Genomic DNA, 14,401 nt, shown 5'->3' with positions numbered 1-14,401 from the left:
CCAAATCAAAGCCGTTCATATAAACGCGGCGCGCCCCAGCTGATAGCTAGACCAGCAGCCAGAATAATGCCGCGCATCGCCGCCAATTTCCGATATTTTTAAAACATGCAAAAATTCCCCTCGCGAAATATGAGTCCATAATCAGCTCGCCATTATTAATTGTCAAGATAATTCAATTCCTTTCGCACTACCGGATAATTCCTCACGCAATGATAAATGCAGCCGCGATACGGAACCGGTTCCGCCTTGCTTCATTTCAAATCGACAGAATTTTTATTCCGTCATGCCGGCTGCTGCTGGCGCATGGGAGCGCGACGGCAATGACTCATTGCCTGGCAGGCGCAAGAAAACAATGCGCACATGATACGAATATCATCACTATGGATATCAATAGAAACTTACTCTTTGTCATTATCGTCAGTTAAGTCTTTATAATTAAATTCACAAAATAAAACAAAATTAATAAAAATATATTTATAAAATTTCCGGCTGAATAAAATCCAGTAAAAATAAACCGATAAGCACAAAGCACCAGATATCGCATTCCCGTTCCGTGTTCAAGAAAAGTGATTCATCAGAGTGGAAATGCCGCGCTCAATGCCTGCCAGTTTTTTATCCGGGCCAGGGAATCAGCACTTTAAAAATCAGCGCTCCGGCAACAAGCACTCCGTGCGCCGGGAAAAATCTTTGCCCGGCGCACGGTATAATCGGCCTCGCTTACTTCAACACCCAGGCACGACATGACTTCCTCCGCACTTCCTCCCGATACGTCCACCGACATTTCCGACAGCAGCGAAGACAATAACGACGCCACCCTCGTCGCGGAACTGGGGGAACTGGCCGAGCATATCCGCCTCGTCAAGATGGAAGGCCGCGTCTTCGTGCGCTTTTCCGGCGTGGTCAAGGCCGGCCAACTGGTGGTGCCGTATGCGCTCGTACCAAGCCAAGGCGTGCTGGCGCGGCCTGCCAAGTGGCGCAAGATGGACCGCGAAGCCAAGCTGGCCCTCGTGCGCGAACGGGCCAGCTTGGCCGTCTTCGAGGAGCTGCGCCAGCACGTGATCGATTTCGTCGCCGATATCGCGGGCCTGAGCGAGGATGTGGACACGGACCCGATGGTCTTTCTGCACACACTGGCCGACATGCAGACATCCGAGCCGGCCGGCATGGTGTTCGACCGCATCCGTCAGCGCTTCCATCACGCCATCGAGCGCCAGCAGGAAGAACAGCATGCGGCGCGCACGCGCCAGAGCATCAACCTGGCCGAGTATCCAGCCTCGTTCGAGATGGCGCGCCGTTTGCCGCGCCGCTTCATCGCCCTGCTGGGACCGACGAATTCCGGCAAGACGCACCGCGCCATGGAAGCGCTGGTCAAGGCAAAGAGCGGCATCTACCTGGCGCCATTGCGCTTGCTGGCGCTGGAAAACTACGAACGCCTGCAGGAAGCCGCGCCGCACGGAAAACCCTTGGCCGTGAGCCTGATCACGGGCGAGGAACGCCGGGTCGTCGACGGCGCCACGCACGTGGCGAGCACGGTGGAAATGCTGGACACGAAAACCGTCGTGGAAGTAGCCGTCATCGATGAAATCCAGATGCTGGCCGACCCGGACCGGGGCGCCGCATGGACGGCGGCCGTCTGCGGCGCGCCCGCCCACACCGTGTATCTGGTGGGAGCGCCCGAAGCGCGGCGCGCCATCGAAGCGCTGGCCGAGCGCCTGGAATGCCCGCTGGAAGTGCATGTATTAAAACGCATGGCGCCCCTGTCGATGGAGCCGACGGCCGTGCGCAAGGTGCGCAACCTGCGCCGCGGCGACGCCGTCATCGCCTTTTCGCGCCGCGAAGTGCTGATGTGGCGCGACATGATCACGGAAACGGGGCTGTCCGTGGCCACCGTCTACGGCAACCTGTCGCCCGAAGTGCGGCGCGCGCAGGCGCAGCGCTTCCGCGACGGCACGGCCGATATCGTCGTCGGCACGGATGCGCTGGCGATGGGCCTGAACATGCCGATCGCACGCATCGTGATGACCACCTGCGTCAAATACAATGGCCGCGAAGAGGAAGAAATTTCGGCGGCGCTGGCGCGCCAGATCGCCGGGCGCGCGGGCCGCTACGGCGTGCATGAAGAGGGCCTGGTCGCCGGCTACGACAACGAAACGCATGAAGTGATGCGCGCCCTGCTCAAGGAAAAGCTGCACCCGCTGAACACGAGCGGCTTTGCCGTGGCGCCGTCGCTCGAGCATCTGCACCGCATTTCGTCGGTGACGGGCGAGCTGTCGCTGTCCAAACTGCTGCGCCGCTTCATCCACAATATCGACGTGCCGGACGGCTTCTTCTTCCCCCGCATCACGGAAGACCAGAAGGAGCGCGCCGTCTGGCTCGACACCCTGCCCCTGTCCGTGGCCGACAAGTTCACCCTGTCGCTGGTGCCGATATCGAGCAAGGTGCCGTCCTTGCAGACGGCGTGGGAACACTGGGCGAAGAATCTGTCGCAGGGAAAAGTGAGCACCTTGCGCCAGCATGCGTACGGCGGCGGCACGCAGAATCTGCAGCAGGTGGAAGACACTTGCCGCTACTACTCGGCGTATGCGTGGCTCAGCTACCGCCTGCCCGAATTCTTCCCCGATATCGCCGTAGCGCAAAACCTGTCGCGCGACGCGTCCGAGCGGGTCGACTCCATCCTGCGCGCGCACAATGCGGCGTCGCGGGGACGCTCGAAGAAATTCAAATAGACTTCAACCGAGGGGCCAGAACCAGACCTCGCCGCAATCCCAGTAGCATTCGGTGCCGCATACCTTCACGCCGATGGACGGCAGCAGGATGTCGATATGGCCGCCCGCGCCGCCCAGGTAGCCGGGAATGCGGAAGAAGGCGACGAGGCCCTGGCGCTGGCCGATGCCTTCCATGGCCGCATCGCTGCTGAATTTTTCGGGCGCGCCGAACATCGACGGGCTGGCCAGCATGTGCGACAACTTGGCCTGCCCCGGTTCGATCAGCGCCCCCTTGAATGGCCCCCTGCGGATGGCCATGCGGCCCTTGACCTGAACGCCGGCCTTGATCAGGGCCAGGCTGACGCGGATGGCGCAGGTGTTGGCAAAGCTGTCCTTGCCGATCAGGTCTTCCCAGCCGATTTCGCGGAACAGGGCCGCCTGGCCGACAGCGGCCACGCTCGAATAGTTGTCACGCAGAGTGATGAATGCAGGTTTCACGCCAGCCTCCGTTGCCCTTGTCGCCAGGGAACATCAGGCCGATTGTAGGAGGATGCGGCGACCCCGCACTGAGCGGGGTCAAGCGGGGTGCATTACGGCTTGGCCCCCGCGTAATGCAGTTTCAGCACCAGCCCATTATGGTCGTCGGCCATATAAATATCGCCATCCTGCCCCAGCTTCACGTCCACGGGCGCACCCCTGCCCTGCTTGCCCTTGCGCTCCCAGTTGCCGATCAACTCGACGGACTTGCCCAGCGGCGCCCCGGCCTTGTCGGGCAGCAGGGCCACCAGGCGGTGGCCGTTGCCGCGGTAGCCGTGGTAGCCGATGATCAGGCTATTCTTGTACAGTTCCGGGAAGCGGCTGGCCGTGTAAAACGTCATGCCCAGCGGCGCGGCGTGGCCGGGCAGCAGGCGCTGGGGCGCCGCGTATTGGGCGGCGCAAGCCGTCTTCGGATATTCGGGACTGGCGACGTTATCGTCGTAGCAGTACGGCCAGCCGTAGTGCCGGTCGGCCTTGATCAGGTTCAATTCCTCGTGCGGCAGGTTTTCATCGCTTTTCAGTTGCGGCATGGCGGCCTGGATGGCGTCGCGCGCATTTTCCGCCTGCCACAGCTCACCCGTCGCAGGATGAAAAGCCAGCGCCATCGAGTTGCGCAAGCCGCGCGCATGCGTACGCCAGCTCGTCACCGTGCCGGCCGGCCAGGCCATCGTGTATTCGCGGATGGCGCCCAGCGCTTCCGGCCCTTCCGCGGAAGGGCAGGCCTTGGCAGGATCGGGCGCCTTGCCATCGTTCTCGCAATGGTCGGTACTGGAACCCACGTTCACATACAGGTCGCCCTTGGGGCTGAAGCGCATGTTCGTCAGCAGGTGCAAGCCAAGGCCCGGCAGGCGCGGCGTCTTGGCCGTGCCGCCGATCACGTCGGTGAGGGTGCGCTTGGTGTCGCGCAGGTCGAAGCGGAAGATGCGCCCCACCTCGCCCACGTAGACCATGCCGTCCGGTCCCTGCACGATGCCGTTCGGGCGATCGAGCTTGTCGAGCAGCAGCTTGCGCTCGTAGCCGGCACCGGCCACCTTCGGCTGCAACAGCCACAATTTTCCCTGCTTCGGCGCCCATCCCGTCATGTCCGTGACGAGGATGTCGCCATTCGTCAACGGCAGCACGCCACGGGGAAATTTCAGGCCATCGGCCAGCACGGCCACGCAAAAGCCGGCCGGCGTGGTGACGTCGAGGCGCGGCATGCCGTCGCACTGGGCGCTGGTCGCAGCCATGGCGGGAGCGAACGCACCGGACAGGCAGGCGGCCAGGATGATCTTGTTGTTCATTGTGGTCTCATTCCATCAAGGGTAATCGGGGCATCACGGCGCGCGCGTTGGCGCTGGTGGCAAGCGCCACCTGGGCGATATCGAGGCCGCGCAGTTCGGCCAGCACGGCGCCGATGCGCGGCAATTCTTCGGGGCTGTTGCGGCCCGGGTGTATCCAGCTGGGGGAAATATCGGGCGCGTCCGTCTCCAGCACGATGGCATCCAGGGGCAATTCCGTGGCCATGCGGCGTATCTGCAAGGCGCGCGTAAACGTCATGGCGCCGCCGAAACCGAGCTTGAAACCCAGGTCGATATAGCCCTGCGCCTGCTGGAAGCTGCCATTGAAGGCATGGGCGATGCCGCCGTTCGGGCGGATCTGGCGCGCGTGCTTGAGGACAATATCCTGCGAGCGTCGCACGTGGGCCAGCACGGGCAAATCGAAATCGCGGGCGATTTTCAACTGCTCGCGCAGAAAATGTTCCTGCTTGACGCGCATGGCCGGTTCGCACAGCATGGGGATAAAGAAATCGAGGCCGATTTCGCCGATGGCGACAAAGCGCGGGTCGGCCATGGCCTGCCTCACGGCTTCGCGCAAGGCGATCAAATCGTCCTCCGTAGCGTGCGGCACGTAGATCGGGTGGATGCCCAGCGCATAGCAGGCGTTGGGCGCCGCTGCAGCCATGTCGCGCACGATGGCGAAATTGGCCCGTTCGATAGCGGGAATGACGATCATGCCCACGCCCTGCTGCTGCGCGCGCGCCGCCACCTGCAGCGATTCGCTGCCGAATTCATGCGCGTCGAGGTGGCAGTGCGTGTCGATCCACAGCATGGCGGTTCCTTAGTATTGGTACGGTTGCAGCCCTTCGTCCGTCAGGCGCAGCACGCGGTCGCAACGCTTGGCCAGTTCGATATCGTGCGTGACGATGACGAAGGCCGTGCCCAGGGTGCGCGACAATTCCAGCATCAGGTCGAAAATCTGTTCGGCCGTGGCGTGATCAAGGTTGCCCGTCGGTTCATCGGCCAGCACGCAGGCCGGCTGCGTGACGAGGGCGCGGGCCAGGGCCACGCGCTGGCGCTCGCCGCCCGACAACTCGCCCGGCGTGTGCGTGACGCGCTTGGCCAGGTTCACGCGCGTAAGGATCTGCTGCGCCAGCTCGGTGGCGGGCGCGCGCTTCATGCGCCGTATCATCAGCGGCATGGCGACGTTGTCGAGTGCGGAAAACTCCGGCAGCAGGTGGTGGAACTGGTAGACGAAGCCCAGCGAGGCGTTGCGCAAGTCGCCGCGCGCCTTTTCGCTGAGGGTGGCGAAGTCCTTGCCCAGCAAGGTGACCTTGCCGCTGGTGGGGGTGTCGAGGCCACCCAGCAAGTGCAGCAGGGTCGATTTGCCGGAACCGGAGGCGCCGACGATGGCAACGCGCTCGCCGCGGTGAACGTCAATGTCGATGCCAGCCAGCACCTGCACCTTGTAGCTGCCCTGCGTAAAAGTCTTGCCCAGGCCGCGGCAGGAAAGGACGGCGGAATCGGCGGAAGCGCCGTTGGAGGCAGGTTTGTTCAGATCGGTCATGGTCGTAGTCAGTGGTTTATTCATAGCGCAGGGCTTCCGCAGGTTTCACGCGGGCAGCCCACCAGCTTGGGTACAGGGTCGCCAAAAAGGCGAGGATCACGGCCAGCACGCCGATCTTGGTGACGTCGGGCCAGCGCAGGTCGGACGGCACGGTGCTGATGAAATAGATGTCCTTGGAGAGAAACTGCACGCCCAGCAAATGCTCGATGAACGGCACGATGACGTCGATGTTCATCGCCACCAGCACGCCGCCGCCCACGCCCAGGATCGTGCCCAGGATGCCCACCAGCGCGCCCTGGATCATGAAGATCTTCATGATAGAACGTGGCGAAGCACCCAGGGTGCGCAAAATCGCGATATCGGCCTGCTTGTCCGTCACCGTCATCACCAGGGTCGACACGAGGTTGAAGGCGGCCACCGCGATGATCAGGGTCAGGATGATGAACATCATGCGTTTTTCCGTCTGCACGGCAGCGAACCAGTTGGCGTTCAGCTTCGACCAGTCGCGCAGCCACAGGTCGCCCGGCATGGTTTTTTTCAGTTCCGCCGCCACCTGCGGCGCCTGGTTCATGTCGGCCAGGCGCAAACGCAGGCCCGATGGGCCGTCAAGGCGCAGCAGACGCTGGCCGTCCTCGATATTGATGAAGGCCAGGCCCGCGTCGAATTCATTGTGGCCCGCCTGGAAGATGCCGCTGACGGTAAAGCTGCGCATGCGCGGCAGCACGCCGGCCGGCGTGACCTGGCCCTGCGCCAGCATCAAGGTGACTTTTTCGCCGAGGTTGACGCGCAAGGCGCGCGCCAGTTCGATGCCCAGCACGATATTGAAGGTTCCCGGCTGCAGCGCCTTGAAGCTGCCCATGCGCGTCTGGCCGGCCACGTCGGAGACGTTCGGCTCTTCCTCCGGCAGCACGCCGCGTACGATGGCGGGGCGCAGCGCATCGTCGCGCAGCAGCATGCCCTGCGTTTCCACGAACGGCGCGGCGCCTTTCACGGCCGGATTCTTGAACGCCTGCGCCGCTTCGGCGCGCCAGTCCGGCATGCTGCCGCTGTTGTCGAACACTTCCACGTGGGCCAGCACGGACAGCATGCGGTCCGTCACTTCCTTCTGGAAGCCGTTCATCACGGACAGCACGACGATGAGCGCCGCCACGCCCAGGCCGATGCCGGCCATGGAAATGAGCGAGATAAAGGAGATAAAACTGTTGCGGCCACTGCGCTTGCCGGCCCGCGTGTAGCGCAGGCCGACCAGCCATTCGAAGGGAAGATTTTTTAACATGCTCATTGATTCGTTATTTCTCAGGGGTCCGACCAGCCGGGTCTGACCCCGGCAGTTTGTTGATCAGCCAATTACTCATAGCGCAGCGCCTCGGCCGGCTTGACACGCGCGGCGCGCCAGCTCGGATAGATCGTTGCCACCAGCGCCAGGCCGAAGGCGATCAGGCCGATCTGCACCACGTCCAGCCAATGCACGTCGGACGGCACGGCGCTGATCTGGTAGATTTCCTTGGAAATGAAGTGCAGGCCGAAGATGCCTTCGATGAAGGGCACGATGACGCCCACGTTCAGCGCCAGCACGACGCCGCCGATCACGCCCAGGGCACTCCCCAGCAAGCCGACCAGCGCGCCCTGGATCATGAAAATCTTCATAATGGAGAACGGCGAAGCGCCCAGGGTGCGCAGAATCGCGATGTCGGCCTGCTTGTCGGTGACCGACATCACCAGGGTCGAGACGAGGTTGAACGCGGCCACGGCGATGATCATGCTGAGGATGATGAACATCATGTTCTTCTGGCTTTGCACCAGCGCATACCAGCTGGCACTGGCGCGCGACCAGTCGCGCATCCATAGCTGGCCCGGCATCGACGCCTTGAGTTCGCGCGCCACCTGCGGCGCCTTGTTCATGTCATGCAGGCGCAAACGCAGGCCGGACGGGCCGTCGAGCTGCAGCAGCTGCTCCGCGTCCTGCATGTTGACGAAGGCCAGGCTGCCATCGAGTTCATTGTGGCCCGCCTCGAAGATGCCGGCTACCTTCAGCGCGCGCATGCGCGGCATGACGATGCCGTTGGCCGGATCGCCCGCCCTCGGCTCGCGTTCCAGCATCAGGGTAACGTTCTGCCCCACTTTCACGTCGAGCGCCTTGGCCAGGTCGATGCCCAGCACGATGTTGTACGAGCCTGGCGTGAGATCGTTGAAACTACCCTGCTTCATCTGGCTCGCCACACTGGACACGGTGGCTTCCTGCTGCGGCAGCACGCCGCGCACGACGGACGGACGCATGGTTTCGTCATTGAGCAGCATGCCCTGGGTTTCCACGAACGGCGACACGGCCTTGACTTGCGGGTTGGCGTAGGCGGCGCGCTCCTGCGCCTGCCAATTCGGCATGGAGCCGCTCGTATCGAACACCTCGACGTGGGCCAGCACCGACATCAGGCGGTCGGTGACTTCCTTCTGGAAGCCGTTCATGACGGACAGCACGACGATCAGGGCGGCCACACCCAGACCGATGCCGGCCACGGAAATGAGGGAGATGAAGGAAATGAAGCTGTTGCGGCCACTGCGTTTCCCGGCGCGCGTATAGCGCACGCCGACCTGCCACTCGAAGGGAAATTGTTTGATGATGCTCATGCGCTCCCGCGACAACGATGATATGCGAGCGCGCAGTGTGCCACACAATGGGCATTTCATGCATCAAGTCTGCGTGAAACAGCGCACGCCAGCCCTATTTTGCCTCCTGCGCCAGGCCGAACGCGGCCAGTAACCGCCCTGCCAGCGCATATTGCCGCATCTGCGCCAGGGTCAGACGGTGCACCTGGTCGCTGCGCCGCTGCTGTATCGTGAAGTAGCTGTCGCGTGTCTGGATGACCTGCTGCAGGTTACGCCTGCCCGCCTCGTACTGGATGGTCCCGCCGCGCACGACGAAGGCCATCTTCTTTTCCTGCTCGTCGAGCAAGGCCAGGGTGCGCTGCGCATTGGCGATGCGCGGCAGCATGCTGGCCAGGTCGGCGCGCGTACCCTGCTCGGCGCGCGCCACGTCCGCCTCGGCCGCCTGGGCGCGGCTGATGCTCTCGTCGCGTTGCGCCAGGCCGCCCCCTCCGAGCGGAATTTCCCACGACACGCCCACCGACCAGCCCCGCTGCTGGATGGTCGACGGCGGCGGCGTGGTCTTGTTATTCAACAAGTGGCTGACATTCAGGTCCACTTTTGGCGCCAGGGTGGCCGCCACGCTGCGCACGCGCAGCTGGGCCGCCGCCGCCCGCTCGCGCGCGGCGCGCAATTGAGCCTGCTGCGTATCGGCATTCTCCAGGGCCTGCGCCGGCAGCGGCGCGAAGGCGAAATCGGCAAACTGCGCCACCGGCTCGAAGGCCAGCGCTTCGAGCTTGATGCGCGCCGCCTGCTGGTCCGTCAGCAAGCCGTCGTGCACCAGTTCCGCGTCCAGCTGCGAGCTTTGCGCCAGTTCGCGGTCAACTTCCGACGCTTTGCCCAGCTCCGCCTGGCGCGTCACCTGCCGCACCAGCTGCGTCACGTCGCGCAGCCGTTCCTGCGACTGCTGCAGGCTGCGATCCAGGCGCTGCATGTCGAAATACGCTTCGGCCAGCTTTTCCGCGCTGTCCGCGCGCGCCCGCTCCACGTCGAAAGCGGCGCCCGCCATGTCGCGCTCGGCCGCATCGAGTTCGGCGCGGTCGGCGCCGCCGTTGTAGACATTCCAGCGCACGCTCGCCTCCACCTGATGCGTGCGGCGTTCCACGTCCAGAGTGCCGTCGAGGTCATTGCTGCGCCCCCGCGTCGCCTGCAGCGCGGCCGTCGGGAACAGGCGCGAACGGGCCTGCCTGTAGCGCGCCTCGGTGGTGGCCAGCGCCGCCTGCGCCGCGATCACCTGCGGATCGCGCGGCACGGCGCGCGCCAGCAAGGCGGGCAAGCCGCGCGCGGACTGCGCCTGGAAAGCGGCCGGTGGCGTGGACTGGGCCGTTTGAGCCTCCGCGTTGGCGCAGGCGAATGCCATGCAAAGTAAAAAAGTACGCATCACCGCTCCTGCAGGGAAGACTGCAAGCCGCGCAACACGGGCTTGAACACATATTGCAGCACCGAGCGGCGCCCCGTCAGGATGCCCACGTCGACGGGCATGCCGGGCGTAATCGGCAGCACCTTGCCGTGCGCCGTCAACTGGCTGCGGTCGGTACTCAGCTGCACCTCGAAATAAGGCTCGTTGCGTTCATCGGGAATCGCATCGGCGCCCACGCGCACCACCTGCGCCTGCATGCGTCCATAGGTGGTGGCGTCATACGCCAGCACATTGGCCGAGGCGCGCTGCCCCACGTGGATGAAACCGATGTCCGACGGCTTGACGCGCACGGAGATCAGCATTTCCGAATCGGCCGGCACGATTTCCAGGATAGGTTTGCCTGGCTGCGCCACGCCGCCCACGGTGGCCACCAGCACGCGGTTGACGACGCCGTCGACAGGCGCCGTCACGTCGCGCCGGCTCACCTGGTCCTGCTGGCCCTTCACGGTGCTGGCCAGGGCGCCGGCCTTGGTTTCGTATTCGCTGCGCTGGGCGCCCCACTGGCCGCGCATGCGCGCTTCCACTTCGCCGGCCTGCGCCTGCGCCTCGGCCAGGGTGGCCGCCAGGCGCGGCACGGAGGCGCGCAGGCCGTCGAGTTCCGTGCGCTGCTGCTGCACGCGCTGCTGGGCGTTCAGGTAGTCGCCGCGCGAACCGGCGCCCTCCTTGAACAGCCGCTCTTCGATCGACAGGCTTTCCAGGGCGATTCTCAAGCCCGTGTCGAGTTGGGCGATGCGGCTGTGCGCCTCGGCCAGCTCACCGCGCCGGCGCGTCACGCCTTCGCGCGCGGCCGCCGTGGCCGACGCGAACTCGCGCTGGCCGTCGCGCCACAATTGCGTTTCCTTGGCGATCAGCTCGGGCGCCTCCTGCTGCCATTCCGGCGCAAACTGGGGCGTGCCACCGGACAGCAGCGCGTCGAGGCGCGCCCTGCCCGCCAGCGCGGCCAGGCGGTTCTGCACGCTGGCGCCCAGGTTGGCTTCGTACTGGGCCGTGTCCAGGCGCAGCAGCAAGTCGCCGCGGCGCACGCGCTGGCCCGGTTTCACGAGCATTTCACGCACGATGCCCCCTTCCAGGCTTTGCACTTCCTGCAAGTGCGACGGCGGCGTGATGGCGCCACGGCCATTCACGGACACGTCGAGCTGTGCAAAAGTGGCCCAGGCCAGCACCAGTACCAGCAATACGGCGATCAGCGCCAGCATGCGCGTGACGATGCGCTGCGGTTCGCGTTCCGGGTCCGGGTGGGCCGCCGGCAGAGGACGGGCATTCAGGGCGCTCATGCCGCTACTCCCTGTTCCGCCGCAGGCCTGGCCGCCTGGCTGTTCAACACGCGCATGACCTCATCGCGCGGGCCATCGGCCACGATGCGCCCCTTGTCGAAGACGATCAGGCGGTCCACCAGCGCCAGCATGGCCATGCGGTGGGTGACCAGCACGATGGTCGTGTCTTTCAATGTACGCAGCCGGGAGATCAAGCGCTGCTCGGTGGCCGGGTCGAACATGCTGCTCGGCTCATCGAGCAGCAGCATGGTCGGTTTCGCGAGCAAGGCGCGGGCCATGGCCACGGCTTGCCGCTGGCCGCCGGACAGGCGTTCGCCCCGCTCGCCCACTTCCGTCGCCACGCCGTTGGGCAGCTGGGTGATGATGTCGTCGAGGCAGGCCAGGCGGATGGCGTCGAGCAGGCTGGCGTCGTCAGGCTGGCTGCGTCCCAGTTCGATGTTTTCGCGCAGGGTGCCGTGGAACAGCGTCACGTCCTGCGGTACGTAGCCGATCTGGCGGCGCAGGCTCAAAGGCTCCAACTGGGTGCTCACCAGGTCGTCGAACAGCACGCTGCCGCTTTGCGGGCCGTACTGGTTCAGCAGCAAACGCAGCAAGGTGCTCTTGCCGGAACCGAGCTTGCCGATCACGCCGACCCGTTCGCCGGGGCGGATGTGCAGATTGAGTTTATCGAGCAGCGGCGGCGAATTCGGGTAGGCAAAGCCCACGTCGCGAAATTCGATGCGCCCGGACAGGGGCGGTGCCTGCAGGCTGGCCGCGTCGTCATCGGTCGGCGCTTCCATGATTTTATTGAGCGCGTGATACGACAGCTTGGTCTGCTCCCAGCGCATGATCAGGCCCGCGATCTGGCTCACGGGCGCGAGAGCGCGGCCCGTCAGCATGCTCACGGCGATGATCTGGCCCAGGGTCAGCAGGTGCTCGCCCATCAGCAAGGCGCCCGTGGCCACCACGGCCACGCCGGACAGGGCCAGCACGGCCGTGTTGATGTAATTGACGCGGCTGACGATTTCGCGCGTCTCGACGCTGTTGGCGGCGATGGCCACCGTCAGGCTTTCCCACTTGCGCCGGCTCCACGCTTCGGCGCCCAGCGCCTTGATGGTATCGAGGCCATTCATGGTTTCAAACAGGTGCGCCGTGCGCTGCGCGCTTTCCTGCATCGAGGCGGCCACGTGGCGCGCCAGCGCCGCGCGCGAGGCAAAGGCCACCAGCAGCAAAATCGGGATGACGGCCAGCGGCACGAGTACGAGCCAGCCGCCTACCAGAGCGATCACCAGCAGGAACAGCAGCAAGAACGGCAAGTCGCCCAGGGTCGTCAGAGTGGTCGAGGCAAAGAATTCGCGCACGGATTCGAAATCGCGCACGGTATTGGCCAGGGTGCCGCCGGAGGCGGGCCGGCTGGCCGCGCGCAGGCGCAAGCACTGGGCAAAGATGTTCGACGACAGCGCCACGTCCATGCGGCGCGACGCCGTTTCCACCAGTTCGCCGCGCAACAGGCGCAGGGCCAGCTCGAAGCCCGTCAGCACCACGACGGCGATCGTCAGCACCCACAGGCTGGAAGTGGCATTGTTCGGGATCACGCGGTCATACACGGCCATCGCATAGAACGGCACCAGCGCGCCGATGATATTGAGCACCAGGGTGCCCAGCAGGGCCCAGCGGAAGACCCGGCGGTTGCGGTTGAAGACATCCCAGAACCAGCGCCCCGCCACCGGCATGCTGTAGAGCAAGCTGCGCTGGTCGAAGAATAGTACGGGCCGCACGGCCACCCAGCGTGCGTCGGGCACTTCCTGCTCCAGCGCGGCCGCGTCCAGCCAGGCGCTGCCTTCAATGCCGGGCACGTGGCATTCATATTTACCATCGGCAATAGACAGTATCACCAGCGCCTGCCCCTCCCCGTTGAGCAGCAAGGCAGGCATTTCCGTAGCGCGGCGCGGCGTTCCTGCCGGCAACGCGGTGCCGGCCAGGGTGGCTTGCGCCAGCGCCTGGTCGAGGAAATCGGCGGCGGCCGGGCTGGCCTGGGCCGCCACGCTGGCGCGCAGGCGCTCGGCCTGCACGGCCACGCCGAAAAAGCGCGCGAGGAAGACGATGGCCTCGGCGAGCGCATGGGTGGACATGCCGGCGGAAGCGGTGGAAGTGTCGGGGGGTGGGGTCATGATGGATTCACAATAAAACGCTGCGGCGCGCAGGTCGGGCGCGCCGCAGCGGGAACGCTATCGCTTGCGCGATAAGCGATGAGCAATAATTAGTGAGTAATAATCAAGTCAGCGCGGAAGCGCCCTTGCGGCGGCGCGCCATGAAGCCCAGCAGGCCCAGGCCCGCGACCAGCATGGCCCACGTTTGCGCTTCCGGCACCGGCGACACGGAAAGCAGGGTCTGCGAAGCCGGGTTGACGCTGCTCAAGCTCGTGTAGCTGTACAGGTTCTGGATGGCGCCATTGCCCGTTGCCACGCCCAGCATGGTGTTGGCCTGGCTGACGACGGCATTGCTCAGGCTTTTGAAACGCAGGTCGCCCGTCAGCAGGTTCGTGTTGTCGTTATTCAACTCCCACAGGGCCAGCTGGAAGGCGGCGGCGCTGTTGGCGCTGGTCGACACGTTCGCGACGGACGAGGCGTAATAGCCTTCATACAAGCGCTTGACGGCATCGCTGGCGGCGAAGACGCCGCTGCTGTAGCTGTTCGAACTATTGCTCAGTGCGACATGGGGATCGAGGCAAAACGCCAGGAAGGTGTTGCTGTCGTACTTGACTTCCCACAAGGTCGGCGAGATGGCGCTGCCCGAGCCGAAGGCGCCGCCGGCAGCCGTAAACAGGCTGACGCTGTGCGAATCGACGACTTGCAGGTTGGAGGCGGCCAGGGCGCTGCCGCTGGCAAGGGCGAATGTGGCGGCGGCGATGGCGCCGCGAACGAACAGGTGCATGGATTGTTTCATCGTGGTTTCCCTATTTCTATTATCAAATGTGCAAAAAAGCATGGAAAGCGCCGGCGCCCCGTGACGGGCGCGCC

General features: G+C 64.5%; 11 protein-coding genes. 1 reads left to right on the top strand and 10 read right to left on the bottom strand.

What is annotated here, in order from left to right; genetic code table 11:
• Positions 1-740 precede the first annotated feature (740 nt).
• Complete coding sequence (locus GYK42_RS07100) at positions 741-2,726, top strand: helicase-related protein (RefSeq protein ID WP_166446897.1); 1,986 nt, start codon at positions 741-743, stop codon at positions 2,724-2,726.
• A 3-nt stretch (positions 2,727-2,729) separates the two neighbouring features.
• On the opposite strand, the gene GYK42_RS07095 is transcribed toward GYK42_RS07100, so the two are convergent.
• The 10 genes from GYK42_RS07095 to GYK42_RS07050 form a co-directional block, all read right to left on the bottom strand.
• Entirely contained in the window at positions 2,730-3,203 is a 474-nt protein-coding gene (locus GYK42_RS07095; protein WP_166446896.1) for a T6SS effector amidase Tae4 family protein, read from the bottom strand.
• Positions 3,204-3,295: 92 nt separating this feature from the next.
• A complete protein-coding gene (locus tag GYK42_RS07090; RefSeq protein ID WP_166446895.1) occupies positions 3,296-4,525 on the bottom strand; it encodes a PQQ-dependent sugar dehydrogenase in 1,230 nt (409 codons plus the stop codon).
• Between the two features lie 7 nt (positions 4,526-4,532).
• Positions 4,533-5,330, bottom strand: a complete 798-nt coding sequence (locus tag GYK42_RS07085; RefSeq protein WP_166446945.1) for a TatD family hydrolase — start codon at positions 5,328-5,330, stop codon at positions 4,533-4,535.
• A gap of 12 nt (positions 5,331-5,342) precedes the next feature.
• Complete coding sequence (gene lolD, locus GYK42_RS07080; RefSeq protein ID WP_035819561.1) at positions 5,343-6,068, bottom strand: lipoprotein-releasing ABC transporter ATP-binding protein LolD; 726 nt, start codon at positions 6,066-6,068, stop codon at positions 5,343-5,345.
• A 16-nt stretch (positions 6,069-6,084) separates the two neighbouring features.
• Entirely contained in the window at positions 6,085-7,350 is a 1,266-nt protein-coding gene (locus GYK42_RS07075; protein ID WP_046682975.1) for a lipoprotein-releasing ABC transporter permease subunit, read from the bottom strand.
• 65 nt (positions 7,351-7,415) lie between these two features.
• Positions 7,416-8,693, bottom strand: coding sequence for a lipoprotein-releasing ABC transporter permease subunit (locus GYK42_RS07070; protein WP_166446894.1), 1,278 nt, complete (start codon positions 8,691-8,693; stop codon positions 7,416-7,418).
• Between the two features lie 94 nt (positions 8,694-8,787).
• Complete coding sequence (locus GYK42_RS07065; RefSeq protein WP_240943489.1) at positions 8,788-10,089, bottom strand: TolC family protein; 1,302 nt, start codon at positions 10,087-10,089, stop codon at positions 8,788-8,790.
• Positions 10,089-11,402 (bottom strand): HlyD family type I secretion periplasmic adaptor subunit, encoded by a 1,314-nt coding sequence (locus tag GYK42_RS07060; RefSeq protein WP_166446893.1) that lies wholly within the window; start codon positions 11,400-11,402, stop codon positions 10,089-10,091. The genes GYK42_RS07065 and GYK42_RS07060 overlap by 1 nt, the downstream gene beginning before the upstream one ends.
• A complete protein-coding gene (locus GYK42_RS07055; protein ID WP_166446892.1) occupies positions 11,399-13,552 on the bottom strand; it encodes a type I secretion system permease/ATPase in 2,154 nt (717 codons plus the stop codon). The genes GYK42_RS07060 and GYK42_RS07055 overlap by 4 nt, the downstream gene beginning before the upstream one ends.
• Positions 13,553-13,655: 103 nt before the next feature.
• Positions 13,656-14,327, bottom strand: coding sequence for a PEP-CTERM sorting domain-containing protein (locus tag GYK42_RS07050; RefSeq protein WP_166446891.1), 672 nt, complete (start codon positions 14,325-14,327; stop codon positions 13,656-13,658).
• Positions 14,328-14,401: the final 74 nt, after the last annotated feature.

It is taken from the genome of Janthinobacterium lividum (assembly GCF_011601275.1).
Taxonomy (GTDB): Bacteria; Pseudomonadota; Gammaproteobacteria; order Burkholderiales; family Burkholderiaceae_D; genus Janthinobacterium; species Janthinobacterium lividum_E.
Note: the sequence above shows the minus strand (reverse complement) of the source record. Positions and strands in the feature narration are given on the sequence as shown.

Bases quoted from the DNA above. Each gene is read 5' to 3' on its own strand.
- GYK42_RS07100 (WP_166446897.1), top strand. From the start codon at position 741: ATGACTTCCTCCGCACTTCCTCCCGATACGTCCACCGACATTTCCGAC.
- GYK42_RS07090 (WP_166446895.1), bottom strand. From the start codon at position 4,525: ATGAACAACAAGATCATCCTGGCCGCCTGCCTGTCCGGTGCGTTCGCT.
- lolD (WP_035819561.1), bottom strand. From the start codon at position 6,068: ATGACCGATCTGAACAAACCTGCCTCCAACGGCGCTTCCGCCGATTCC.
- GYK42_RS07075 (WP_046682975.1), bottom strand. From the start codon at position 7,350: ATGAGCATGTTAAAAAATCTTCCCTTCGAATGGCTGGTCGGCCTGCGC.
- GYK42_RS07070 (WP_166446894.1), bottom strand. From the start codon at position 8,693: ATGAGCATCATCAAACAATTTCCCTTCGAGTGGCAGGTCGGCGTGCGC.
- GYK42_RS07065 (WP_240943489.1), bottom strand. From the start codon at position 10,089: ATGCGTACTTTTTTACTTTGCATGGCATTCGCCTGCGCCAACGCGGAG.
- GYK42_RS07060 (WP_166446893.1), bottom strand. From the start codon at position 11,402: ATGAGCGCCCTGAATGCCCGTCCTCTGCCGGCGGCCCACCCGGACCCG.
- GYK42_RS07055 (WP_166446892.1), bottom strand. From the start codon at position 13,552: ATGACCCCACCCCCCGACACTTCCACCGCTTCCGCCGGCATGTCCACC.
- GYK42_RS07050 (WP_166446891.1), bottom strand. From the start codon at position 14,327: ATGAAACAATCCATGCACCTGTTCGTTCGCGGCGCCATCGCCGCCGCC.